Raw genomic sequence first — 22,426 nt, 5'->3', positions numbered from 1 at the left:
CATTCCCTCGTGCGGACCTTCGTGCGGGCCTGTGTGCGGGCCTGTGTGTGAGCCCTCGTGCGGGCCTTCGTCCGTGCTCGGGGCTCATGGGGTGCGGGTGCGCCGCCGGGGCCGGGGCCGGAGCCGACGGCGCACCCGGCTCGGAGCGGGTCAGCCGCCCCAGCAGGCGGAGGCGGCCTGCGACGGGGACTGGACCGTGATGCCGCTGACGGCCTTGGCCGCGACGAGGGCCGTGCCGGTGTCGTAGAACGTCTTGCCGCTGGTCACGTCCGGCTTGCTGCCGCCGCGGGCCAGCTTGGCGATGGAGCTGACGCCGAGGGCGGCCATCTTGCCCGGGTACTGCACGGCGTCCGCGGCGAACTTGCCGCTGGTGACGTTCTTGAGGCCGGAGCAGCTGCCGTCGATCGCGTAGATCGCGACGTTCTTCTCCTTGCCCGCCGCCTTCAGCGCGTTGTACGCGCCCTCGCCCGCCGGTTCGTTGATCGCGTAGACCACGTTGATGTCCGGGTTGGCCGACAGACAGTTCTCCATCGCCGTGCGTCCGCCGTCGATGGCGCCCTGGGTGGGCTGGTGGCAGGCGATCGTGTACGTGCCGCCCTTGCCGCCGGTGTACTTCCCGGACTTGGCCTCCTTGCCGTTCTCGGTCTTGCTGCCCGGGTCGATGCCCATGCCCTCCAGGAAGCCGTGGTCGCGGTCGATGTCGACGCTGACGACCTGGTTGTTGAACAGGTCGAGCATGGCGATGACCGCGGGCTTGCCGTCGAGGGCCGCCGCCGCGTACTGGCCGTCGAGCTTGCCGGCCTGCTCGTTGTCGGTGGCGTAGGTGATGTCCGCGACGTTCGCCGGGTTCGGCGCGGTGTCGAGGGCGATCACGAAGAGGCCGGCCTGCTTGGCCCGCTTCAGGGCGGTGTTCACCGCGTCGCCGTTGGTGGTGATCAGGATGCCCTTGTCGCCGCGCGAGATGGCGTTGTCGATGGCGGTGATCTGGGTCTGGGTGTCGCCGTCGGTGGTGCCCGCCGCCACCGTGAGGCTCACGTTGTCCTTGCCGGCCTGGGTCTTGGCGTCCTTCTCCATGCTCACGAAGTAGGGGTTGCTCAGCGTCTTCAGGATCAGCGACACACCCACCTTGCCGCCGCCGCCCGACCCGGACGATGAGGAGCTTCCGTCGGAGGAACCGCAGGCCGCGAGGGTGACGCCGAGGCATACGGTGATGCCGACCGCCGCCGCCCGGGTGCGCCTGCCGCGTCGGACCGACGCGTGGCTGGTGGACATGTTCGTGGACATGTTCATGGCTTGATCCCTTTCGGAGCCGTCCCGAGGTCGACGTTGAGACAACGTTGACTGGACGGGATAGTGGGCCCGCGTGGACGAGCCCGTCAAGGCACTGGTAGACATGCGTGGGCAACGAGTAGGTAACGCAGAATCAGTGGGAGACAACGATGACTCTGGGCGAACCGCCCTCGCGGTCCCCCCGCAGCCGCCCCACCATGCGTGAGGTGGCGGCGCTGGCCGGCGTGGCCATCAAGACGGTGTCGCGCGTGGTCAACGAGGTCCCCACCGTCGATCCGGCCATCGCCGCCCGGGTGCGCGAGGCGGCCGACAGACTCGGCTACCGGCCCAACCTGACCGCCAGCAGCCTGCGCCGCGGAGACGGCCGGACCTCGATGATCGGCATGCTCGTCGAGGACGCCGCGAACCCCTTCTCGGCCGCCCTCACCCGCACCGTCGAGAACGTGGCCCGCGAACGCGGAGTCCTCGTCCTGGTCGGCAGCCTGGACGAGAACCCGGACCGGGAAAGGGAGTTGGCCCGCGCGCTCATCGACCGGCGGGTCGACGGGCTGGTGATCGTCCCGGCCGGCCACGACCACAGTTACCTGATCAGTGAGCAGCGTTCGGGCACCTGCATGGTCTTCGTCGACCGCGAACCCAGCCTGCTCGACGCGGACAGCGTCGTCTCCGACAACCGCCAGGGCGCCATCACCGCCGTGGACCACCTGCTGAAGGCCGGCCACCGCCGGATCGCCTACCTCGGCGACCGGGCGACCATCTTCACCGCCGCCCAGCGTTTCGACGGCTACCGGCACGCCCTGGAACTGGCGCACATCGCCTACGACGACGAACTCGTCCACCACGCGGGGGCCAGCGAGGCCGCCGCCATCGCCGCGACCAAGCGGGTCCTCGCACTGCCGGACCCGCCCACGGCACTGTTCACCAGCCAGAACCTGGTCACCATCGGAGCCGTCCGCGCACTGCGCGCCCTCGGCCTCGAACACGGCGTCGCCCACGTCGGCTTCGACGACTTCCCGCTGGCCGACGTCCTCAGCCCCGGCATCTCCGTCATCGCCCAGGACACCGAGCAGGTGGGCAGGACGGCCGCCGAGACACTCTTCCGCAGACTCGACGGCGACCAGTCCCCCACCCGCACCGTCACCGTGCCGACCCGGCTGATCGAGCGGGGGTCCGGGGAGATCAGGGCCGGAGGGTAGGCCGCCGCGGGAAACGAGGGACGGGGGCCACGGAGGCCCTGCGGCGGTCGGGGCGCCGACCGGCACACCGCCGTCGCGCGGGCGGGACAGGGCAGGACAGTGTGGCGGGGTCGCGGAGTGGCGTAGGACTGTGACGACGGCCGCTGCCGGAGGTCTGCACGGCGAGCCGGTCGCCGGATACGCCCGCGCCAGCGCGTGGTTGCTGAACCGGCGCGTGCGGCACGGCCGTTCAGAGGTGGCCGTGCAAGAACTCCCGCGCCTCGGCGACGGTCATGAGCCCCGTGGCGCGTGCCACGGCCTCTCCCTCCTTCAGCAGGACGTAGGACGGGGCTCCGGTGATCCCGTATCGCTCGGTCGCGGCCGGGCACCGCGTGATGTCGGCGCGGACGACCGTCACACGGCCCGTGGAGTCGTCGGCGATCCCGCCCATGACGAGGTCCATCGCCCGGCAGGGCTCCACCGCCTTGGGCCATGTCCCGATGAAGTACGCGAGGACCGGGACTCCGCTCATCCCGAGGATGAAGTCGAACTCCGCGTCCTCACGGGGTTGGTGAACCCGCTTCGCCATGGAAGCCTCTGATCTCGCGTTCCGTCATTCCCGCCCCATCATCTCCCGCGCGGTGCGCCGCGGCGGCCCCGGCGAACCCCGCTGGCGTGCGCTGAACGCACTGTCAGGGTGGGACCCGCGTCAGATCGGCAACCGGGTCGAACGCGACGTGGTCACCCTCCTGATCACCGTCAACGCCACCCGCACTCAGACGTATCCGCAGTTCAGCGCACTCGCCCGCGAGGTTTCAACCCCACGGGCGGCAACTCCGGCGCGGGCAGCGGAGCACCCTCGTACCCCTTCACCTCACCGAACCGCGACCCCGTCATCCAGTCCTCCCGCGCCTGCGCGATCTCCTCCTGGGACCGCCCGATCCAATTCCAGAACATGATCAGCTCTTCGTCGAACGGCTCGCCGCCCAGCAGCATCAGGCCCGCGTCCGAAGCGGCGCGCAGCGGGAGTTCGGTGCGGCCGCAGCCGAGGTAGAGCATCGAGCCGGGGAGGACGGGGACGCCGTCGACGTGGGCCTCGCCGGACATGGCGAGGACGGCGTACTCGAAGTCGGGTTCCAGCGGCAGGCGTACGTCCGCTCCGGCGGCGAGGGCCAGGTCCGCGCCGACGATCGGGGTGTACGTCGTACCGGGCGAGGTCGCCCCGTCGACGTCGCCGAGGACGATCGTGGCGCGCAGGCCCGGCGCGGTGACGACGGGCAGTTCGGCGTGGTGCTCGAAGTGCGGCTCGACGTGCCGGTCGCTGTCGGGGAGCGCGACCCACAGCTGCGCGCCGTGCAGGAAGCGCGCGTGGGTCTTCGGGCTCTGCTCGGCGTGGCTGATCGCGCGGCCGGAGGTCATGAGGCCCAGTTCGCGCGGGCGGATCGTGGCGACGCTGCCGGTCGAGTCGCGGTGCAGCACCTCGCCCTCGTGCAGCCAGCTCACCGTCTGCAGGCCCATGTGGGGGTGCGGGGGCACCTGCATGCCGGGCTCGTCGGCGATGTCGTCGGGGCCGTAGTGATCGACGAAGCACCAGGCGCCGACCATACGGCGGCCCAGGTTGGGCAGCAGGCGGCGGACTTCGGTGGAGGCGCCGAGCTGTACCCGGCGCGGGCTGAGGAGTTCACGGACGGGCTCCGCCACCACGAAACCGCGGCCGCCGCACAGGGCCGGAACCGCTTCGCGATCAAGATTGCTCATGGCGACAACCTAGCCCCGCCGGAGCCGTTCCGTCAGGCCGTGAGTCCCCCGCACCTTCCCGCGCCCCGCACCCCGTGCTCCCGCCCACCGTCCCCCTGCCTCCTTTCCGTTCTGCCGTTCTGCCCTTCTGGCGTCCCGCCGTTCTTCCTCTTCGCCTCTTCGCCTCTTCACCGTTCCGCCGTCTTGCCGGTCGGAAATAGTAGCCATGGACATAGTAGCCATGTACTGTATCGAGCATGAGCACGGTACCCGAGGGCGCGACGCCCGGTTTTTTGGTCTGGCGGCTGTCGATGAAGTGGCGCGTGGCCGTCGACCGCGCGGTGGCGCCCCTGGGGCTGACCCATGCGCAGTACTCCCTGGTGGCGTCGCTGTACGGCATGCAGCACTCCGGGCTGCGCCCCAGTCAGCGGCACCTCGCCGACCACACCGGCCTGGAGGCGCTCTACGTCTCGAAGCTGGCCCGCGCTCTGGAGGCGGCGGGTCTCGTCGAGCGCGCCCGGGACCCCCGCGACCCCCGCGCGATCCAACTGGCCCTCACCGAGCAGGGCCGCGAGGTGACCCGGCGGGCGATCACGGTCGTCCACGGACTCCTGGAACAGCTGCTGGAGCCGCTCGGCGGGCTCGACAGCGCACGGGCCCGGGAGTTCGGCCGGGATCTGACGACCCTGCTCGACACACCTCTGGACCACACGAGTGAGCACGAGAAGGAGCAGCCATGACCTCGACCACCACGGCCCCCGCGGACGCCCGCGCGCTCGGCCTGGCCCACTACGCCGCCCGCGCCGTCCTGGAGAGCGTCCTCGCCCGCCAGGGCCTCGGCTTCCAGCAGCAGATCGTCCTGCGGCCGGTCGCCCTGGCCGCCGCGCCCGTCGGCCGCGCCCGGCTCACCGCGGACACCGTCGCGGCCCTCAAGGCCGACGAGGACTCCGTGCGGGGCACCATCGACGGCCTCATCGCGTCCGGGCTCCTCGCGGCGGACGCGTCCGACGTGCGGATCACGGACACGGGCCGAGCCCTGTACGAACGGATCACCCAGGAGACGAGTGTCGCGAGCGCCAGGATCTGGGGCGGCATCCCCGAGGCGGACCTCCTCGCCGCCGGCCGCGTGCTGACCCTGGTCACCGAGCGGGCGAACGCGGAACTGGCCGCCGCCGGCAGCTGAGACGCCGGGACGCGGGGCGAGCGCGACGGCCGGAGAGGTAGTGGAATATTCAACCAACCCGGTCCGTTGTGCAGCTCGAAGGAGGTCAAGTGGACATGACGTACTACGACCACGGAACACCGGCGGAGCGTTGGGAGCGCGCGCGGATGTTCTTCGACGCGAAGGACTACGCCGCGGCGGCGCGGGTGCTGGACGGGCTGGTCGAGGAGGTGCCCGAGCAGACCGGGCCGCGCCTGCTGCTGGCGCGCTCCTACTACCACTCGGCCCAACTGCGGCGCGCCGAGGCCGAGTTGCGCGTCCTGGTCGAGCGTGACCCGGTGGAGCACTACGCCCGGCTGATGCTCGGCCGCACGCTGGAGCGGCAGGGGCGGCACGAGGAGGCGGGTTCGCACCTGCGGATCGCCTCGGCGCTCGCGGGCGACTTCGAGCAGGTCTGAGACTCCGCGGCTCGCATCGACAGGGGCCCGGTTCCGGTCAGGAACCGGGCCCCTCGCGTACCCCGGCACGCCGCTACTTGGCGTACGTCCGGCTCCCCCGGCGGTGCGCGATCTCGCCCAGCGCCACGTCCACGGCGATGAACGCGGCCAGCGGGATCCCCAACAGCGGTACGAAATAGCCGAGTACGGCGATCGCCGCCAGGCACGGGACGAGGAGCAGCGGGGGCATCTGGGCCCACGCCCCGCGCGGTATCGGACGGCCGAAGGACGAACCCCGGCCGCGCTGCCACCACATGCGGTAGCCCCACACGATGAGCAGGATCAGGGAACCCGCGAGCAGCATCAGGGCCAGCTGGTTGACGAGGCCGAAGAGGACGCCGGTGTGCAGGTCGATGCCGTAGCGGGTCAGTTTGGCGAGCAACGGGTAGTCCGCGAAACGGAGTTCGTCGGTGACCTTGCCGGTGGCCGGGTCGACGGCGACCGCGTCCTGTTTCTCCGGCCAGCTGCGCTGCACCTGCCGGACGACGTACGCGGAGTTCGCGTCGGCGGGCGGGACGATCTCGACGGGGTTGCCGAGCCCCTCGGCGCGTGCGGCGGGCGAGGATCCTGTCGAGTCCCACGCCGTGCTGGGCGTCGCCGGTCGCGGCGGAACCGCCGTGCCCCGCGTGCTCGCCGCCCGCCGCCGCCGACACCGAGGGCGTGGACTGGCCCAGGGAGGTGCGGAGTTGGTCGATGTTGGCGCCCGCGTAGGTCGACCAGGTCAGTCCGGTCGCCGACAGGAAGATGAAGCCCACGGCGGCCCAGACGCCGACCGTGCCGTGCAGGCCGAGGGTGCGGCGGCGACCGCTCGTGCCGCGCACCTTGCGCAGCGCGCGGCGCCGGGAGAACCACAGCACCAGGCCGCCGCCCGCGATGACCCACAGCCAGCTCGCGGCCAACTCACTGTAGAGACGGCCGGTTTGGCCGAGGTGGAGATCGCGGTGGAATTCGTCGATCCAGGTGCGCAGCGGGAGCGCGCCCGTCGAACCGTACTGTTCGAGCGCGCCGCGGACCTTGCCGGTGTACGGGTCGACGAACACCGCGAGGGTGTGGTCCGCCGCGATCCCCTTGACGCCGGAGAGCATCACGCGGGTGGTGGCACCGGCCTCGGGGGACGGCCGTACCGCCGAGACCGTGCCCTCGGGGTGGGCCGTGCGGGCGGCGGTGACCTGCTGCGAGATCGGCAGCTCGCGGTCGCCGACGGGGACGGTCAACTCATGGGCGTACACGAGCCGTTCGGCCTGGAAGGCGCCGGCGTACAGGAAGCCGGTGGCCGCGGCGACGAGCAGGAACGGCGCGACGAGGACTCCGGCGTAGAAGTGCAGCCGCAGGACGAGGGGGCGCAGCGGGGCCCAGCGGCTGGGGGACGGTGCCGGGGCGGGCTCTTGCGGGGCCTCGGCCGTGGTGGTCGAGGGAGCGGTGGACATGGGCAGGTCTCTCCGGGGGCGAGGAGGGGGGGGACGGGGTCGGGCGGGTGATGTGTCGGGCCTTGGTGGTCCAGTAGTCGGCGCGTGGAGGCCGCGAGTTCCCGTGGCTTCGCGTGGCGTGGGTCACATCGGACTGGGTCGGCGGCCATGGCATCCTGGCGCGATGGCACTTCCCAGTGATCGCGCACCCCTGGCCGAACGGATCGAGGAACTCCTCGCCGTAGAAGGCCCGTTGCCCATCGTCTCGGCCGGAGATCCGGTGCTCAGGAGGGTCACCGAGCCCTTCGACGGCCAGCTGGAGCCCGCGCTGCTGGCCCGGTTCGTCGAGGCCTTGCGCGTGACCATGCATGCCGCGCCGGGGGTGGGCGTCGCGGCCCCACAGGTCGGGGTGGGGCTGCGGATCGCGGTGATCGAGGATCCGGCCCCGGGGTCGGACGAGGTGCGGGCGGCGCGCGGGCGGGTGCCGCAGCCGTTCCGGGTGCTGGTCAATCCGCGGTACGAGACCGTCGGCGAGGAGCGGGCCGCGTTCTTCGAGGGATGCCTGAGCGTTCCGGGCTGGCAGGCGGTCGTCGCGCGGCACGCGTCGGTGCGGCTGACCGGCCTCGACGAGCACGGGCGGGCGGTGGACGAGGTGTTCACCGGGTGGCCCGCGCGGATCGTCCAGCACGAGACGGACCATCTCGACGGGATGCTCTACCTGGACCGGGCGGAGTTGCGCTCGCTGTCCTCGAACGAGGCGATGGCGGAGCGCTGGGCGCAGCCGACACCGGATGCGGCGTCGGCTGCGCTCGGCTTCGAGCTGCCGTAGGGAATCGGCCGGCCGGCTGTCCGGCCGTCGGCTGACCGGCCGTCAACCGGCCTGGGGATCAGGCGTGTTGGGTTACGTGGCGGCAGGCCGGGGTGTCAGCCCCGGTACGCCTCCAGCAGCCGCAGCCACACCTCGCTGATCGTCGGGTAGGACGGGACCGCGTGCCACAGGCGGTTGATCGGGACCTGGCCGGCGACGGCGATCGTGGCCGAGTGGATCAGTTCGCCCACGCCGGGGCCCACGAAGGTGACGCCGCGGAGGATCTCGTCGTCCAGGTCGACGATCATGCGGGCGCGGCCTCGGTAGCCGTCGGCGTAGAGGCCCGCGCCCGCCACCGAGGCGAACTCGACGTCGACGGCGCGGACGCGGAGGCCGGCCGCTTCCGCCTCGGCGAGGGAGAGGCCGACGGACGCGGCCTCCGGGTCGGTGAAGACGACCTGGGGTACGGCGTCGTGGTCGGCGGTGGCCGCGTGGGCGCCCCACGGGTCGGTCTCCAGGAGCGGGACGCCCTCGGCGCGGGCGGCGATGGCGGCGCCCGCGATGCGGGCCTGGTACTTGCCCTGGTGGGTGAGGAGGGCGCGGTGGTTGACGTCGCCGACCGCGTACAGCCAGTCGCTGTCCTGGACGCGCAGGGTGTCGTCCACCGTGAGCCAGGAGCCCGGTGCCAGGCCGATCGTGTCGAGGCCGATGTCGTCGGTCTGCGGGGCGCGTCCGGTGGCGAAGAGGATCTCGTCGCCCTCGATGCGGTCGCCGCCGTCGGTGACGGCGACGACGGTGCCGTTCTCGCGGGTCACCGAGGTGACGGACGTGCCCGTGCGCAGGTCGACGCCCGCTTCGGCGAGCGCGTCGGCGACCAGTTCGCCGGCGAACGGCTCCATGCGGGGCAGCAGGCCCTTGCCGCGGACGAGGAGGGTGACCTGGGAGCCCAGTGCCTGCCAGGCGGTGGCCATCTCCACGGCGACGACTCCGCCGCCGACCACGATCAGCCGGCCGGGCGCGGCCTGGGCGCTGGTGGCCTCGCGGCTGGTCCACGGCTTGACGTCGGCGAGGGCGGGCAGGTCGGGCAGAAGGGCGCGGGTGCCGGTGCAGACCGCGACGGCGTGCCGTGCGGTGAGGACGTGCCGTACGCCGTCGGGGCCCGTGACCGTCACCGTGCGGGGGCCGTCGAGGCGGCCGTGGCCGCGGTAGAGGTCGGCGGCGATGCCGTCGAGCCACTGGACCTGGCCGTCGTCCTTCCAGCCCGAGGTCTCGTAGTCGCGGTGGGCGAGGACCGCGGAGGTGTCGAGGGGGCCTTGGACGAGGTGGCCGAGGCCGGGTACGCGGCGGGCGTCGGCGCGGGCGATGACCGGGCGCAGCAGGGCCTTGCTGGGCATGCACGCCCAGTACGAGCACTCTCCGCCGACCAGTTCGCTCTCCACGATCGCGGTGGAGAGGCCGGCCGCACGGGTGCGGTCGGCGACGTTCTCCCCCACGGGCCCGGCCCCGAGCACCACGACGTCGTACACGTTGGATTCCGTTTCCGTCATGGGGTCAGTCTGCTGGGTGGTGTGCGCCGAGGCCACACGGGTAGGGGCGCGGAATACGGGACCGGACGACCGTGTTGTCCGGGACGGCTTCGCCCCCCACATCGAGGAAGAGGGATGTACGTCATGAGCAGCACCGTGGAGCTCACCAAGGACAACTTCGACCAGACGGTCACGGACAACGATTTCGTGCTGATCGACTTCTGGGCGTCCTGGTGCGGGCCGTGCCGTCAGTTCGCCCCGGTCTACGAGAAGGCCGCCGAGGAGAACCCGGACCTCGTCTTCGGCAAGATCGACACGGAGGCCCAGCCCGAGCTGGCGCAGGCCTTCGGCATCCAGTCGATCCCGACGCTGATGATCGTCCGTGACCGCGTGGCCGTGTTCGCCCAGCCCGGTGCCCTGCCGGAGGCCGCCCTGACGGACGTCATCGGCCAGGCCCGCAAGCTCGACATGGACGAGGTCCGCAAGTCGGTCGCCGAGCAGCAGGCGCAGGCCGAGCAGAACGGTCAGTAGGCCCCGGGGACTCGGGGACCGTTTCTCCGGGTCTTCCTCCAGGTCCCGTTCTCCGGACCTCAGAACGGGTACGACGCCACGTCCCCGCGCACCGTCGTCCAGCGCACGTCGGTGAAGGCCTCCAGGTTGGCCTCGCCGCCGAAGCGGGCGCCGGTGCCGGACGCGGCGACCCCGCCGAAGGGGGCGACGGCCTCGTCGTTGACGGTCTGGTCGTTGATGTGGACGATCCCGGTCGGGATGCGTTCCGCCAGGTCGAGGCCGCGGGCGCTGTCGCGCGTGACGATGCCGAGCGACAGTCCGTACGGCCCCGCCGCGGCCAGCGCCGCCGCCTCGTCCGCGGTGGCGAAGGACCGTACCGGCGCGACCGGGCCGAAGACCTCCTCCGTGTAGGCGGGGCTTTCGTCGTCCACCCCCGCGAGGACGGTCGGCCGGTAGAAGAGGTCCTCGTGCGTGCCGCCGGCCGCGAGCCTGGCTCCCTTGGCGGTGCTGGCCTCGACGAGGCCGTGGATCTTGGCCAGTTGGGCCCCGTCGATGATCGGGCCGAGGTGGACCTGTGCGCGGTGCGGGTCGCCGACGGCGAGCAGGTCGGCCTTGGCGGCGAGGCGTTCGACGTACTCGTCGTACAGCGACTCGTGCACGAGATGGCGGCCGGTCGTCATGCAGATCTGGCCCTGGTGGAAGAACGAACCCCAGGCGGCCGTCGAGATCACCGCGTCCAGGTCGGCGTCCGCCAGCACGATCAGGGCCGAGTTCCCGCCCAACTCCAGGTGCGCGCGCTTGAGATGACGCCCCGCCGCCTCACCCACCGCGCGCCCGGCGGCGGTTGAGCCGGTGAAGGAGATCACCGGGACCTGCGGGTCGGCGACCAGGGCCGCGCCCGTTTCCGCACCGCCCGGCAGGACCTGGAACAGTTCCTCGGGCAGGCCCGCCTCCGCGAAGACCGCCGCGAGCGAGAGCCCGCCGCAGACCGCGGTGCGCGGGTCCGGCTTGAGGACGACCCCGTTGCCGAGCGCGAGCGCCGGGGCGACCGAGCGGATGGAGAGGATCAGCGGGGCGTTGAAGGGTGCGATCACGCCGACGACCCCGACCGGGACGCGCCGGGTGTACGACAGCCGGGGCGCCTCCGTGGGCAGCACCTGGCCGGCCGGGCGGGAGGCGAGAGCGGCGGCCTCGTAGCACTCCTGGGCGGCCACGTGCAGTTCGAAGTCCGCCTTGCCGGGGATCGAGCCGGACTCGCGCACGATCCACTCGCGCAACTCCTCGGCGTGCGCGGCGAACAGGTCACCGGCCTTGCGCAGCACACCGGCGCGGACGAAGTGCGGGAGGCGTGCCCATGCGGCCTGCGCGCCGCGGGCCGCCGCCACGGCGGTGCGGACGTCCTCGGCGGCGGCGAGCGTGACGGTGCCGAGCGTGTCGCCGGTGGCGGGCTCGGTGACCGGGTACTCGGGGCCCGACAGGGGGCGGGACTGCCAGGTCTTGGGGTCGAGCAGCGTCATGGCGGTTCTCCGATCCGTTACCGGCGGGACCCACCCGGGCAGCGCAAGTCCCGTGTCGGCGCGGCCGGTTGGACGGCCGCGCGACGGGATGCGCTCTTCCGGACACGGCCGTGGGAGCCGCGTCCGGTGTCGCACGCATCCCTGTCTGGTTGAGCGTGCAACATCATGGTTGAGCGTGCAACATCCTAGTCCGGTACGGCCGTTTCGCGGCCCCGGTCAGCTGGACTCGCGATGCACCACCGACGCGCCGAGCAGCTCATGCGTGCCCGGTGCACCGCCCGGCTCCTGCACCGCGTTGTCGACGAGTTCGGCGAGGTCGCGGCCGGAGGGGAGCTGGAGGCGGACGGTGCTCAGGCGAGGGCGCAGCAGACGGCCGATCATGAGGTCGTCGGCGCCGATCACGGCCGTCTCCTCGGGAATGCGGATGCCCTCGTCCTGGAGGGCGCGCATCAGGAGCATCGCGTACTCGTCGTTGTACGCGAACACCGCGTCGAGGCCGAGGTCGCGCCAGCGCAGGGCGACCCGGGCGGCGCTCTCCTCGCTGTAGCCGAGCGGGAGTTCGGTGGTCGTCGCGTCCGTGCCGAGCAGGGCGCGCCGCACCCCTTCGAGGCGGGGGCGGGAGAACGCCTCCAGGCCGGGTTCCTCGGGGACGACCACGCCGATCCGGCGCCGGCCGCGGCCGTACAGGTGCAGGCCCGCCTGGCGGCCGACGGCCTCGTGGTCGAGGAGGAGGGCGTGGGCGCCCTCGACCTTCTCGGGGCCGAGGGTGAGGACGGCCCGCGCGCCGGAGCGCTTGAGGACTGCGACACTCTCGGGGCCGAGTCCGGCGCCGGGCACCAGCACGGCCACCGGGCGGAGTTCGGCCCAGGCGCGGGCGGCCTCGTCGCCGTGCAGCCCGACGGAGCCGTGCTGGACGACCGTGTAGTCGAGGCGGCCGAGCGCCCACTGCAGGTCGTTGATGAACTTGCTGTAGAGCAGGCCCACCGGAACGGTCGGCGCGGGCATCAGCACCATGCGGCTGTGTCCGGCGCGCAGGCTGCGGGCCGCCGCGTGGGGGACGTAGCCGAGTTCCTTGGCGGCCTCGTGGACGCGGCGGCGGGTGGGTTCGCTGATCCGTACGGCGCTGGTGTTGTTGAGGACGTAGGAGACGGTCGCGCGTGAGACGCCGGCCAGGCGGGCCACATCGGCACTCGTGGGCACGGAGCGCGGTGCGGGGGACGGGGCTTCGGGCGTTTTCGGTATCTGCACCATGACGTACGGCATCTTGGCAGAAGCCGGGGCCCCGCAGTGCGGCGGGGGAACGGTCGTCACGAGGGCAACATGGTCCGGGTTTTTACGAACATGTTCGTCACGAACTTGTTCGGAGCGAACATGTTCGTTACCGTCGAGGCATGACAGCTCGCCCCGACTCCCCGCGCAGCCGCCGTGAACGGCCGGCGAAACCCGCCCTGAGCAGGGAGGCCATCGTCGCCGCCGCGGTGGCGGTGCTCCGCGCCGACGGTCTGCGGAAGGTGACCATGCGGCGGCTGGCCCAGGAGCTCGACACCGGCCCGGCCTCGTTGTACGTGTACGTCCGCAACACCGCGGAGCTGCACGCGGCGGTACTGGACGAACTGCTCGGCACGATCGGGCCCGTCCCGGCGGAGGGTTCCTGGCGCGAGCGGCTGGAGCAGGTGCTCACGGCCTACACCGGGATGCTCTTCGAGCACCCGAGCCTCGCCCGTTCGGCACTGACCGCCTGGCCCAGCGGCCCGCACTACCTGAACCTGATCGAGACCCTGCTGACCCTGCTCGACGAGGGAGGCGTCCCGCCCGCGCAGGCGGCGTGGGGCGTGGACCTGCTGCTCCAGCAGGCCACGGCGACGGCCGCGGAGCACGCGGTGGAGGACCCGGCGCAGGACACCGCCCAGGACGACTGGGACGCCCTGACCGGCGCCCTGCGCCGGGTGTCCGACCGGACCCACCCGCACATCGCCGCGCTCTCCGGCGACCTGCTCTCCGGGGCGCACGAGGCCCGCCTCTCCTGGCGGATCCAGGCGCTCATCACCGGCATCGAGCGGACCGCCGTACCGGACTGACGCCCCCTCAACTCCCCTCAACTCCCCTCAAGTCCCTTCCCTTTCAAGGAGGTTCACCATGACCACCCTCCACCACCCCGTCGCGATCATCGGCGGCGGACTCGGCGGGCTCACGCTCGCCCGGGTCCTGCACGTGAACGGCATCGAGTCCGCCGTCCTCGAACGGGACGACTCCCCCGCCGCGCGCACCCAGGGCGGCATGCTCGACATCCACGACGACACCGGCCAGGAGGCGCTGCGCGCGGCGCAGCTGCACGACGAGTTCCGGAAGCTGATCCACCCCGGCGGTCAGGCCATGCGCATCCTGGACCAGCACGGCACCGTCCGGCTGGAGGAGGCCGACGACGAGGACGGGGAGCGCCCCGAGGTCGACCGCGGAGACCTGCGCGACCTGCTGCTCGACGGCCTGCCCGAGAACACGGTCCGCTGGGGCGCGCGGGTCACCGACGTGCGCGCGCTGGGCGAGGGCCGGCACGAGGTCACCCTCTCGGACGGTTCCGTCTTCACCACCGACCTGCTGATCGGCGCCGACGGCGCCTGGTCCGCGGTACGGCCCCTGCTCTCGGACGCGCGGCCCTCGTACACCGGCATCTCGTTCGCCGAACTGGACCTGCTGGAGGCCGATGCCCGGCATCCGGCGAGCGCCGAGGTCGTGGGCGGCGGCATGCTCTTCGCGCTCGGCGCGGGCCAGGGCTTCCTTGCCCACCGCGAGACCGACGGCAGCCTGCACGTCTACGTGGCGCTCACCGTCCCGGAGGACGAGTTCGACGGCGTCGACTTCACGGACACCGAGGCCGCCAAGGCGTACGTCCTGAAGCACTTCGAGGGCTGGGACGAGAGCCTGCGGGCCCTGGTCACCGACGCCGACGGGGCGCTGGTCCCGCGCCGGATCCACGCCCTGCCGGTCGGGCACCGCTGGGAGCGGGTGCCCGGGGTGACGTTGCTGGGCGACGCGGCCCACGTGATGTCACCGTTCGCGGGCGAGGGCGCCAATCTCGCCATGATCGACGCCGCCGACCTGGGCCGGGCCCTCGCCGCCCACCCCGACGACACCGAGGCCGCACTCGCCGCCTACGAGGCGACGCTGTTCCCGCGCGCCGGGGAGTCGGCGGCGGGGTCCGCGGCCAACGGCACGCTGATGTTCCGCGAGGACGCACCGCAGGGGATGCTGGACTTCTTCGCGAGCCAGGGGGGTTGAGCGGGGTTCAACAGGCCGACCCGGCAGGGTGGTTGGGCCGCGCCCGGTCCAACCGGCTTGCTCAGCGCGGCGCCTGAGTCCCCGTCACCCGGTCGACCAGGTCGATCCAGCCGGTCTCCAGCCGCTCCATGGGCATACCGCACTGCCGTGTCAGATGGTGGATGAGGGCAGGGTCCAGAGAGGCCATGAGCGTGTGGGACAGCAGCTCGCAGTCCGCGTCCGGCACGATCTGCCGAAGGAGCACCGTGACATGTGTGCGCAGTGCGCGGAGTGCGGAGTGCGCGAACCGGCGGGTGGGTTCCGGCTGTGCGGCCAGCTGCAGGTCCAGCTGCTCGGCGGAGCGGTACAGCACGGCCACTCCGAACGCCCGCAGCCGCTCGACCGGCGGGGCGCCGGGGCCCAGCGGGGGCGGGCCGCCGAGGAAGTCGGCCTGGAGCGTCTGCGCGGAGTGGTCGAGCAGGGCCATGAGCAGACCGGTGCGATCGCCGAAGCGGCGGAAGACCGTGCCCTTGCCGACCTCGGCGGCGGCGGCCACGGCCTCCATGGTCACGCCGGCCACCCCGTGCTCGGCGATCAGCCGGGCGGCCGCCTCCAGCAGCTTGGCGCGGTTGCGGGCCGCGTCGGCGCGCAGGCAGGGCTCGTCGGCGAAGGAGCGGACCTCCAGCAACTGGGGCTCGCTTATGGACTCCTCGGGCTTCGGAAAGGGCGGCAGGGCGCTGGACATGAAGACAGCGTAAAGCACTAGGAACAAAACTGGACCGCGGTCCGCTTAGCCTGATACAAATCTAAACGGACCTCGGTCCGGATCGTAACGGCAGTGTTTCAGCCCCCCTCTTGGAGTCCCCCATGTCTGTTCGTATCCTCGCGCTCGTCGGCAGCCTGCGTGCCGGTTCGCACAACCGCCAGCTCGCCGAGGCCGCGGTGAAGTTCGCGCCCGAGGGCGCCGACATCGAGATCTTCGAGGGTCTCGCCGACATCCCGTTCTACAACGAGGACATCGACGTCGAGGGCAACGTTCCGGCCGCCGCCGCCAAGCTCCGTGAGGCCGCCGGTGCCGCCGACGCGTTCCTCTTCTTCTCCCCCGAGTACAACGGCACGATCCCGGCCGTCCTGAAGAACGCCATCGACTGGCTGTCCCGCCCCTACGGCGCCAGCGGCTTCGGCGGCAAGCCGGTCGTCGTGGTCGGCACCGCCTACGGCCAGTTCGGCGGCGTGTGGGCGCAGGACGAGGCCCGCAAGGCCGTCGGCATCGCCGGTGGCAAGGTCATCGAGGAGCTCAAGCTCTCGATCCCCGGTTCCGTGACCCGCTTCGCCGAGACCCACCCGTCCGAGGACGCCGAGGTCGTGTCCCAGCTGACCGAGGTCCTCTCCGCGCTGAAGGGCCACGCGGGCGAGGTCGTCGCCGCCTGATCCAGGCACCGCGCGTGAAGGGGCCGGAGTCCGCCCGGACTCCGGCCCCTTCGTCTCGCGACGGCCTCTCCGGTCAGTCCAGTTCGGCCAGCCGCGGCACCGCGGGCGCCACGAACCGCTCGATCCACTCGGCCGGTTCGCCCGTGCGCGGGCCGAGGATCACCGTGTCGACGCCCAGCTTGGTGAAGCCGTCGATCTCGCGCAGGAACGCGTCCAGGTCACCCGTGGTCACCGACTCGCCGGTGTGCACGATCGTCTTGCGGATACGGTCGTAGTCCCGCCCCAGCGTGTCGCAGTGCCCGCGCAGCACGCCGAGCTTGTGCCGCAGTTCGTCCGGGGTCGACACGATCAGGTTGCAGGCGTCGGCGTACTGGGCGACCAGCCGCAGGGTCTTCTTCTCCCCGCTGCCGCCGATCATGATCTCGGGGTGCGGGCTGCTGACCGGCGCGGGCACGCAGAGGGTCTCGGCGAGGCGGTAGTGCTTGCCCTCGAAGGGGCCGTTCGCCTCCGGGTCCCACATCTGCAGACAGATCCGCAGGGTCTCCTCCAGCCGCTCGAAACGCTCCGCGAGCGGCGGGTAGTGCACGCCGAGTCCGTGGTGCTCGCGGTCGTACCAGGCCGCCCCGATGCCCAGCGTGGCCCGGCCGCCGGACAGCACGTCGAGCGTGGTGGCGATCTTCGCGAGCAGCCCCGGATTGCGGTACGTCACACCGGTCACCAGCGCGCCGAGACGGACCGTGGAGGTGTTCCCGGCCAGGAAGCCGAGCGTCGTGTAGGCCTCCAGCATGGCGTCCTCGGCGCCGCCGTTGAACTCCATCTGGAAGTAGTGGTCCATCACCGAGAGCCAGCTGACGCCCGCCGCCTCCGCCGCGACCGCCGACGCGGCCAGCTCGGGCCCGATCGCCGCGGGACCTCCGGAATGGTTGAACCGGTTGATGTGTACGCCGACCCGCATGCCCGACTCCCTCGTCACGTCCGCTGCCCGGTCCTCACGGACCTTCGCCTTCCCTCGTGACGGTAGGTCTTCGAGCGCTCTCGAAGTCAACCTCCACGCCTGCGGCTCGACGGCGGGTCACGTCTCCCGGTCCCTCGTGGCGCGCAGGCTGGTGAACGTCGTCACCGCGAGGACGAGCACGATGAAGCCGAGCGAGAAGGGGATCGAGATCTCCGGGACGTGCACGCCGGACTCGTGCAGGGCGTGCAGCACCAGCTTGACGCCGATGAAGCCGAGGATGACCGAGAGGCCGTAGCTGAGGTGCACGAGTTTCTTCAGCAGGCCGCCGATGAGGAAGTACAGCTGGCGCAGGCCCATCAGGGCGAAGGCGTTGGCGGTGAACACGATGTACGGGTCCTGGGTCAGGCCGTAGATCGCGGGGATGGAGTCGAGCGCGAAGAGGACGTCGGTGGAGCCGATGGCGAGCATCACGACCAGCATCGGGGTCATGACCCGCTTGCCGTTCTCCCGGATCCACAGCTTGGTGCCGTGGTAGCGGTCGGCGACACCGAAGCGGCGTTCGGCGATCCTGAGGAGCTTGTTCTCCTCGTACTCCTCGGTCTCGTCGTGCCCGTGGCCCTTGCGGGCGTCCTGGACGAGCTTCCAGGCGGTCCAGATCAGGAACGCGCCGAAGAGGTAGAAGACCCAGGAGAAGGTGGAGATGATCGCGGCACCGGCCGCGATGAACCCGGCGCGCAGCACGAGCGCGACGAGCACGCCGACCATCAGCACGCGTTGCTGGTACTGCGAGGGCACCGCGAACTTGCCCATGATCAGGACGAAGACGAAGAGGTTGTCGACGCTCAGCGACTTCTCGGTGATGTACCCGGCGAAGAACTCGCCGGTGGGCCCGCTGCCGCCGTGGAAGAGCAGTCCCAGGCCGAACAGGCAGGCCAGGACGACCCAGACGACGGTCCAGACGGCGGCTTCTCTGATGGACACGTCGTGGGGTGTGCGGCCGATGAGGAAGTCGACGCCGACGAGGGCGCACAGGGCGGCGATCGTCAGCAGCCAGACGGTCAGGGAGATGGTCACGGGTGGTGCTCCTGGTGCGGGAACGGCGTGTGGGGCGCCACATGGGGTGGCCCGTAGGGGTTCGGACATCGTCGGGGGCGTGCGGGATCCCTTCCACGTCCCGGCGGTGAACAACGGGTCACGTCCCGACAAGGCACCCGCCGGACGGCGGGGAGGTTCCGCCGTCCGGCGGTGGGCCGATCGGGGACGGACACGCGGACCATGGCTGTACGAGCTGCCGCATCACGCGTCAGGAGAAGCCCATGACCGCCGTCCCTCCCCCGCCCCCGTTCGACCCGGAGCTCGCCGCGGCACTCGAACTGATCAGGGAGTACATCTCTCCCGGGATGTCGCCGGAGGACATCGACGAGATCCGCCGGGGCCCGGCGATCACTCAGTCGCTGGAGCTGGACCTGACCCTGGACGGCGCCTTCGCGGTCGAGGACCGCGAGGTCGCGGGACCGGCAGGCGCCCCCGCCATCACGCTGCTGATCTGCCGCCCGACCGCACCGGCGACGTCGGGGGCGCTGCCCGTCGTCTACCACGTGCACGGCGGCGGGATGGTCCTCGGCGACCGGCGGGTCGGGGTGACCGGGGCACTGGAGTACGCGCGGGAGCTGGACGCGGTCGTGGTGTCGGTGGAGTACCGGCTCGCGCCCGAGCACCCGCATCCGGCGCCGGTCGAGGACGTGTACGCCGGTCTGCTCTGGACGGCGGAGCACGCCGAGGAGATCGGCGGCGACCCGGAGCGGATCGTCGTCATGGGCGCGAGCGCGGGCGGCGGCCTGTCGGCGGCGCTGGCGCTGCTGACCCGGGACAGGGGCGGCCCGCGCCCGATCGGCCAGCTCCTCCTGTGCCCGATGCTCGACGACCGCAACGACACCCCGTCCGCGCACCAGATGGCGGGCGTCGGCATCTGGGACCGCACGGCCAACGAGACCGGCTGGACCGCCCTCCTCGGCGAGAGCCGGGGCGGCCCCGACGTCTCCCCGTACGCGGCTCCGGCCCGCGCGGAGGACCTCACGGGCCTCCCCCCGGCCTTCCTGGACGTCGGCTCGGCGGAGACCTTCCGCGACGAGGTCGTCGCCTACGCGTCCCGCCTCTGGCAGGCGGGCGGAGTGGCCGAACTCCACGTCTGGCCGGGCGGCTTCCACGGCTTCGACGGCTTCGCCCCCCAGGCGGCGGTGTCCCAGGCGGCGAGGGCGGCCCACCTGAGCTGGCTGCGGAGGCTGCTGGCCACGGTGTAAGAAGCGCGGGAACCGGGCGGGGGCCGGGCGGGGCGGAGACCGCTCCAGCCGGTTCCCTCCGGTACCGATCGCGGGCCGGCCCGTTCAGATGCGGATCACGATCTTTCCCCGGGTGCGTCCGCCCTCGGCGCGCGCGTGGGCCTCGGCGATCCGCTCCAGGGAACAGACCTCCTCGATACGGGGTGTGTAGCGGCCCTGCCCGCCCAGTTCCGCCGCCGCGGCCAGGAGACTCGGGTCGTTCTCCGCGTTGACCACGTGCGTGCCCAGGCGCTGCCCGCGGGCGTGGTCGGCGACCGTCGCGACGCGCTGGGGGTCACCGGCGATCGCGACGAGGTCGTCCAGGGAGCCGGAGGCCGCGGTGTCGAGCACGATGTCGACGCCGTGCGGAGCGAGGGCGGCGAGGCGCTGCGCGAGGCCGGGGCCGTAGGTGGTGGGTACGGCGCCGAGTGCGGTGAGGAAATCGTGGTTGCGTTCACTGGCCGTCCCGATCACGGTGGCTCCGCGCGCCACCGCGATCTCCACCGCCGCGCTGCCCACGCCTCCGGAGGCGCCCTCCACCAGGAGGGTCCGCCCCGCGAGGGGGCCGAGCGCGTCGAGCCCCCGCATCGCGGTCACCGACGCGAGACCGGCACCGGCGGCCTGCTCGTCGTTCCAGGTGGCCGGGGCGTGCGCCCAGGCCGACAGGACGAACAGCTCCGCGGTCGCGCCGGTGACGCCACCCAGTCCGAAGACCCGGTCGCCGATGGTGACCCCTTCCACCCCGTCGCCGATCTCGTCGACCACACCGGCGGCGTCGCGCCCGGGAACGGCGGGCAGCTCCACGGGAATCAGCTCCCGCAGGGCACCGGCCCGCAGCTTCCAGTCGATGGGATTGACACTGGCCGCCGCGACGCGGATCCGGATCTCACCGGGTCCGGGACGGGGCTCGGGAGCCTGCTCGATCACCAGCTTCTCCGCTCCGCCGTACTCGTGGAACCGGGCTGCGCGCATAGGGGTCTGCCTTACCTCGACGGGCCGGAACGACGTGTTTCGTCCCGACGCCCGGCACTCTAGAACCTGACGTCGACGTGAGGTGCAAGCCACAACCGCCGCCCGGCACGGTCGCGCCCCTGTGCACTCGGACGGTCCCGGCGACCCCGCACCTCGCACGGCCGACCGCCCCCGGGGCGTGCCACCGGAGCCCGTGTCGCTAGCCTGAACCTCACATCGACGTGAGGTACGAGCGGGACACCAGCGGGATACGAGCGGGAAGGGAGTCACCTGCGCCATGCGCATCGGACAGCTCGCCAGACGGTCGGGGGTCAGCGTGCGGGCCCTGCGCTACTACGAGGAACAGCGGCTCCTGGAATCGGCGCGGACGTCCGGCGGACAGCGCGACTATCCCGACGAGGCCCTGGACCGGGTCCAGCTCATCCAGGACCTCTTCGCGGCCGGCCTCTCCAGCCGTACCGTCGTCGAACTCCTGCCGTGTGTGAGCACCGGCGTCGCGACCCCCGCCATGCTCGACCGGCTGATCGTCGAACGCGACCGCATCGCCGCCCGTATCGAGGACCTGACCCGGGCCCAGACCCGGCTCGGCCACGTGATCGAGAACGTGACCGCGGCGAAGGCGCCCCAGGACTGACCCACTCGGCGCGAGGGGCGGGACCCCGGCCAGGGCCCCGGTCTGTCCGGCAGCCGTCGCGGGCCGACCGGTTTTCCGCCGGCCCGCTCCCGTCACTCCTCTCCGCCCCGCCCATGGCGCACCATGGACCCATGAAAGAGCTGGCCGGGCGCCTGACCGCGCTGGATCCGGACGCCGGTGCCGCCGTGCGGGTCATCGGGTACTTCGATCGGCTCGCCGAGTCGCGGGCCGGTCTTGAGGCGCTGGTGCGCGGGGCGGCGGTGCTCGCCGGGTGCGCCGCGCGCCTGGTCGACGCCGAGCGGCGGGTCCGGGTGCGGGTCGAGGCGGACGGGACGCGCCGGGACAGCGCGGCACCGCCGGATCCCGCCTGGCCGGCCGTCGCGCTGACACCGGGCGGGGCCTCCGCGTTGTGGCTGGAGCGTACGGCGGGGTCGGCGCCCAGTGTCGTCGACGCGATGATCCTGGAGCGGGCGGCCGGTGCCGTCCGCGTGGTGCTGGACCGCACCCGGGGCCGGGTTCCCGCCGACGACCCGGAGTCGACCGAGACCCTGCTCGACGCCACCGCTCCCGAGGCGGCCCGGCTGCACGCGGCCCGGCGCCTCGGACTCGACCCGGCCGACCCGGCGACCAGGGCCAGGGTCGTCGCCGCGCCGGACGCGCCGCCCCGGGTCGTCGCCGCGTCCCGGGAGACGACGGGCGGGTCCGGCCTTCGATCCGTCCCGGACGGCGATCAGCAAGCGCTCTCCGACGGCCACGGCGTTCAACCCCCGCACCCGGAGACCGAGTTGCCCGCGGGCCGGCTGGGCATCGGACCCGCCGTCCGTGTCCTGGACCTGCCCCGTTCCTGGTCCGCCGCCCGCACCGCCCTGCGCTTCACCTCCGACGGCACCGCACAGGACCCCGGCCGGCGCATCGTCCGCGCCGATGAACTCGGCGGCATCGCCCTCCTCGCCGACCTGGTCGCGCCCGGTGCCGAACCACCGTCGGACGTGCGGGACCTGGAGGCCGCGGCGGCCAACGCGCCCTGGCTGCTGGCCACGTTGAACGCCGTCGCCAACACCTCCAGCCTGCGCGCGGCGGCCACCGAGATCAACGTCCACCACTCCACCCTCCAGGACCGCCTGACCCACGCGGAGTCCCTGCTGGGCTGGCCGGTACGCACACCCCAGGGGCGGCTGCGTCTCCAACTCGCCCTCACGATGCGGCACTTGGCGCGTCCGTAGCACCGGTCCG

Annotated in this window: 22 protein-coding genes and 1 pseudogene; 12 read left to right on the top strand and 11 right to left on the bottom strand. The window is 72.3% G+C overall.

Features of this window, described 5'->3' with window-relative positions:
* Positions 1-150: 150 nt before the first annotated feature.
* Positions 151-1,284, bottom strand: a complete 1,134-nt coding sequence (locus tag ACIPTO_RS32745) for a substrate-binding domain-containing protein (protein ID WP_401198410.1) — start codon at positions 1,282-1,284, stop codon at positions 151-153.
* A 155-nt stretch (positions 1,285-1,439) separates the two neighbouring features.
* Between ACIPTO_RS32745 and ACIPTO_RS32740 the strand changes: the two genes are divergently transcribed.
* Positions 1,440-2,486: a LacI family DNA-binding transcriptional regulator gene (locus ACIPTO_RS32740; protein ID WP_401198171.1), complete on the top strand. Its 1,047-nt coding sequence runs from the start codon at positions 1,440-1,442 to the stop codon at positions 2,484-2,486.
* A 229-nt stretch (positions 2,487-2,715) separates the two neighbouring features.
* Here the strand turns inward: ACIPTO_RS32740 and ACIPTO_RS32735 are convergent, their stop codons facing one another.
* Both ACIPTO_RS32735 and ACIPTO_RS32730 read right to left on the bottom strand, forming a co-directional pair.
* Entirely contained in the window at positions 2,716-3,054 is a 339-nt protein-coding gene (locus ACIPTO_RS32735; RefSeq protein ID WP_366324095.1) for a thioredoxin family protein, read from the bottom strand.
* A gap of 203 nt (positions 3,055-3,257) precedes the next feature.
* Complete coding sequence (locus ACIPTO_RS32730) at positions 3,258-4,223, bottom strand: pirin family protein (protein WP_401198168.1); 966 nt, start codon at positions 4,221-4,223, stop codon at positions 3,258-3,260.
* 236 nt (positions 4,224-4,459) lie between these two features.
* Here ACIPTO_RS32730 and ACIPTO_RS32725 point away from each other — a divergent pair, with 236 nt between their 5' ends.
* The 3 genes from ACIPTO_RS32725 (at position 4,460) to ACIPTO_RS32715 (ending at position 5,822) form a co-directional block, all read left to right on the top strand.
* Positions 4,460-4,942: a MarR family winged helix-turn-helix transcriptional regulator gene (locus ACIPTO_RS32725; RefSeq protein WP_401198165.1), complete on the top strand. Its 483-nt coding sequence runs from the start codon at positions 4,460-4,462 to the stop codon at positions 4,940-4,942.
* Positions 4,939-5,385, top strand: a complete 447-nt coding sequence (locus ACIPTO_RS32720; RefSeq protein ID WP_401198163.1) for a MarR family transcriptional regulator — start codon at positions 4,939-4,941, stop codon at positions 5,383-5,385. Before ACIPTO_RS32725 ends, ACIPTO_RS32720 begins: the two co-directional genes overlap by 4 nt.
* Positions 5,386-5,474: 89 nt before the next feature.
* Positions 5,475-5,822: a tetratricopeptide repeat protein gene (locus ACIPTO_RS32715; RefSeq protein WP_366322950.1), complete on the top strand. Its 348-nt coding sequence runs from the start codon at positions 5,475-5,477 to the stop codon at positions 5,820-5,822.
* Positions 5,823-5,895: 73 nt separating this feature from the next.
* On the opposite strand, the pseudogene ACIPTO_RS32710 reads toward ACIPTO_RS32715, so the two are convergent.
* Positions 5,896-7,288, bottom strand: a pseudogene (locus ACIPTO_RS32710) (PepSY-associated TM helix domain-containing protein).
* 163 nt (positions 7,289-7,451) lie between these two features.
* Here ACIPTO_RS32710 and ACIPTO_RS32705 point away from each other — a divergent pair.
* Entirely contained in the window at positions 7,452-8,096 is a 645-nt protein-coding gene (locus ACIPTO_RS32705; RefSeq protein ID WP_401198160.1) for a peptide deformylase, read from the top strand.
* 95 nt (positions 8,097-8,191) lie between these two features.
* Here the strand turns inward: ACIPTO_RS32705 and ACIPTO_RS32700 are convergent, their stop codons facing one another.
* On the bottom strand, positions 8,192-9,622 hold the full coding sequence (locus tag ACIPTO_RS32700) for a dihydrolipoyl dehydrogenase family protein (RefSeq protein WP_401198158.1): 1,431 nt from the start codon (positions 9,620-9,622) through the stop codon (positions 8,192-8,194).
* Positions 9,623-9,745: 123 nt separating this feature from the next.
* On the opposite strand from ACIPTO_RS32700, the gene trxA reads away from it, so the two are divergent.
* The gene (gene trxA / locus ACIPTO_RS32695) at positions 9,746-10,132 is read left to right on the top strand and encodes a thioredoxin (RefSeq protein WP_328826880.1); all 387 of its coding nucleotides are present in this window, start codon (positions 9,746-9,748) and stop codon (positions 10,130-10,132) included.
* 59 nt (positions 10,133-10,191) lie between these two features.
* Here the strand turns inward: trxA and ACIPTO_RS32690 are convergent, their stop codons facing one another.
* Entirely contained in the window at positions 10,192-11,628 is a 1,437-nt protein-coding gene (locus tag ACIPTO_RS32690) for an aldehyde dehydrogenase family protein (protein WP_401198153.1), read from the bottom strand.
* Between the two features lie 216 nt (positions 11,629-11,844).
* Positions 11,845-12,879, bottom strand: coding sequence for a LacI family DNA-binding transcriptional regulator (locus ACIPTO_RS32685; RefSeq protein ID WP_401198408.1), 1,035 nt, complete (start codon positions 12,877-12,879; stop codon positions 11,845-11,847).
* A gap of 140 nt (positions 12,880-13,019) precedes the next feature.
* On the opposite strand from ACIPTO_RS32685, the gene ACIPTO_RS32680 reads away from it, so the two are divergent.
* Together ACIPTO_RS32680 and ACIPTO_RS32675 are read left to right on the top strand one after the other, a co-directional pair.
* A complete protein-coding gene (locus ACIPTO_RS32680; RefSeq protein WP_401198150.1) occupies positions 13,020-13,706 on the top strand; it encodes a TetR/AcrR family transcriptional regulator in 687 nt (228 codons plus the stop codon).
* 58 nt (positions 13,707-13,764) lie between these two features.
* Complete coding sequence (locus tag ACIPTO_RS32675; RefSeq protein ID WP_401198148.1) at positions 13,765-14,904, top strand: FAD-dependent oxidoreductase; 1,140 nt, start codon at positions 13,765-13,767, stop codon at positions 14,902-14,904.
* A gap of 61 nt (positions 14,905-14,965) precedes the next feature.
* Here the strand turns inward: ACIPTO_RS32675 and ACIPTO_RS32670 are convergent, their stop codons facing one another.
* Positions 14,966-15,646: a TetR/AcrR family transcriptional regulator gene (locus ACIPTO_RS32670; RefSeq protein WP_366322986.1), complete on the bottom strand. Its 681-nt coding sequence runs from the start codon at positions 15,644-15,646 to the stop codon at positions 14,966-14,968.
* A gap of 104 nt (positions 15,647-15,750) precedes the next feature.
* Between ACIPTO_RS32670 and ACIPTO_RS32665 the strand changes: the two genes are divergently transcribed.
* Complete coding sequence (locus tag ACIPTO_RS32665; protein ID WP_366322935.1) at positions 15,751-16,314, top strand: NADPH-dependent FMN reductase; 564 nt, start codon at positions 15,751-15,753, stop codon at positions 16,312-16,314.
* Between the two features lie 73 nt (positions 16,315-16,387).
* On the opposite strand, the gene ACIPTO_RS32660 is transcribed toward ACIPTO_RS32665, so the two are convergent.
* Positions 16,388-17,269, bottom strand: coding sequence for an LLM class F420-dependent oxidoreductase (locus tag ACIPTO_RS32660; RefSeq protein WP_401198144.1), 882 nt, complete (start codon positions 17,267-17,269; stop codon positions 16,388-16,390).
* Positions 17,270-17,386: 117 nt separating this feature from the next.
* Positions 17,387-18,343: a TerC family protein gene (locus ACIPTO_RS32655; RefSeq protein ID WP_401198142.1), complete on the bottom strand. Its 957-nt coding sequence runs from the start codon at positions 18,341-18,343 to the stop codon at positions 17,387-17,389.
* Positions 18,344-18,585: 242 nt separating this feature from the next.
* Here ACIPTO_RS32655 and ACIPTO_RS32650 point away from each other — a divergent pair, with 242 nt between their 5' ends.
* Entirely contained in the window at positions 18,586-19,569 is a 984-nt protein-coding gene (locus ACIPTO_RS32650; RefSeq protein WP_401198139.1) for an alpha/beta hydrolase, read from the top strand.
* An 84-nt stretch (positions 19,570-19,653) separates the two neighbouring features.
* Here the strand turns inward: ACIPTO_RS32650 and ACIPTO_RS32645 are convergent, their stop codons facing one another.
* Positions 19,654-20,559 carry an NADP-dependent oxidoreductase gene (locus tag ACIPTO_RS32645; RefSeq protein ID WP_401198137.1) on the bottom strand — a complete coding sequence of 302 codons (906 nt, stop codon included), beginning with the start codon at positions 20,557-20,559 and terminating at the stop codon, positions 19,654-19,656.
* 277 nt (positions 20,560-20,836) lie between these two features.
* Between ACIPTO_RS32645 and ACIPTO_RS32640 the strand changes: the two genes are divergently transcribed.
* Together ACIPTO_RS32640 and ACIPTO_RS32635 are read left to right on the top strand one after the other, a co-directional pair.
* A complete protein-coding gene (locus ACIPTO_RS32640) occupies positions 20,837-21,193 on the top strand; it encodes a MerR family transcriptional regulator (RefSeq protein WP_401198134.1) in 357 nt (118 codons plus the stop codon).
* A 131-nt stretch (positions 21,194-21,324) separates the two neighbouring features.
* Positions 21,325-22,416 (top strand): helix-turn-helix domain-containing protein, encoded by a 1,092-nt coding sequence (locus tag ACIPTO_RS32635; protein ID WP_401198132.1) that lies wholly within the window; start codon positions 21,325-21,327, stop codon positions 22,414-22,416.
* Positions 22,417-22,426: the final 10 nt, after the last annotated feature.

The sequence above is a fragment of the Streptomyces sp. NPDC090083 genome, assembly GCF_044747445.1.
In the GTDB taxonomy this organism is placed as follows: Bacteria; Actinomycetota; Actinomycetes; order Streptomycetales; family Streptomycetaceae; genus Streptomyces.
This window is presented reverse-complemented; position numbering and strand designations above follow the sequence as displayed.

What these genes read in the sequence shown, in the direction of transcription:
- ACIPTO_RS32680 (WP_401198150.1), top strand. Translation starts at nt 13,020, where the DNA reads ATGACAGCTCGCCCCGACTCCCCGCGCAGCCGCCGTGAACGGCCGGCG.
- ACIPTO_RS32690 (WP_401198153.1), bottom strand. Translation starts at nt 11,628, where the DNA reads ATGACGCTGCTCGACCCCAAGACCTGGCAGTCCCGCCCCCTGTCGGGC.
- ACIPTO_RS32720 (WP_401198163.1), top strand. Translation starts at nt 4,939, where the DNA reads ATGACCTCGACCACCACGGCCCCCGCGGACGCCCGCGCGCTCGGCCTG.
- ACIPTO_RS32725 (WP_401198165.1), top strand. Translation starts at nt 4,460, where the DNA reads ATGAGCACGGTACCCGAGGGCGCGACGCCCGGTTTTTTGGTCTGGCGG.
- ACIPTO_RS32745 (WP_401198410.1), bottom strand. Translation starts at nt 1,284, where the DNA reads ATGTCCACGAACATGTCCACCAGCCACGCGTCGGTCCGACGCGGCAGG.
- ACIPTO_RS32660 (WP_401198144.1), bottom strand. Translation starts at nt 17,269, where the DNA reads ATGCGGGTCGGCGTACACATCAACCGGTTCAACCATTCCGGAGGTCCC.
- ACIPTO_RS32640 (WP_401198134.1), top strand. Translation starts at nt 20,837, where the DNA reads ATGCGCATCGGACAGCTCGCCAGACGGTCGGGGGTCAGCGTGCGGGCC.
- ACIPTO_RS32650 (WP_401198139.1), top strand. Translation starts at nt 18,586, where the DNA reads ATGACCGCCGTCCCTCCCCCGCCCCCGTTCGACCCGGAGCTCGCCGCG.
- trxA (WP_328826880.1), top strand. Translation starts at nt 9,746, where the DNA reads ATGAGCAGCACCGTGGAGCTCACCAAGGACAACTTCGACCAGACGGTC.
- ACIPTO_RS32675 (WP_401198148.1), top strand. Translation starts at nt 13,765, where the DNA reads ATGACCACCCTCCACCACCCCGTCGCGATCATCGGCGGCGGACTCGGC.
- ACIPTO_RS32700 (WP_401198158.1), bottom strand. Translation starts at nt 9,622, where the DNA reads ATGACGGAAACGGAATCCAACGTGTACGACGTCGTGGTGCTCGGGGCC.
- ACIPTO_RS32665 (WP_366322935.1), top strand. Translation starts at nt 15,751, where the DNA reads ATGTCTGTTCGTATCCTCGCGCTCGTCGGCAGCCTGCGTGCCGGTTCG.
- ACIPTO_RS32685 (WP_401198408.1), bottom strand. Translation starts at nt 12,879, where the DNA reads ATGGTGCAGATACCGAAAACGCCCGAAGCCCCGTCCCCCGCACCGCGC.
- ACIPTO_RS32730 (WP_401198168.1), bottom strand. Translation starts at nt 4,223, where the DNA reads ATGAGCAATCTTGATCGCGAAGCGGTTCCGGCCCTGTGCGGCGGCCGC.
- ACIPTO_RS32735 (WP_366324095.1), bottom strand. Translation starts at nt 3,054, where the DNA reads ATGGCGAAGCGGGTTCACCAACCCCGTGAGGACGCGGAGTTCGACTTC.
- ACIPTO_RS32635 (WP_401198132.1), top strand. Translation starts at nt 21,325, where the DNA reads ATGAAAGAGCTGGCCGGGCGCCTGACCGCGCTGGATCCGGACGCCGGT.
- ACIPTO_RS32740 (WP_401198171.1), top strand. Translation starts at nt 1,440, where the DNA reads ATGACTCTGGGCGAACCGCCCTCGCGGTCCCCCCGCAGCCGCCCCACC.
- ACIPTO_RS32645 (WP_401198137.1), bottom strand. Translation starts at nt 20,559, where the DNA reads ATGCGCGCAGCCCGGTTCCACGAGTACGGCGGAGCGGAGAAGCTGGTG.
- ACIPTO_RS32705 (WP_401198160.1), top strand. Translation starts at nt 7,452, where the DNA reads ATGGCACTTCCCAGTGATCGCGCACCCCTGGCCGAACGGATCGAGGAA.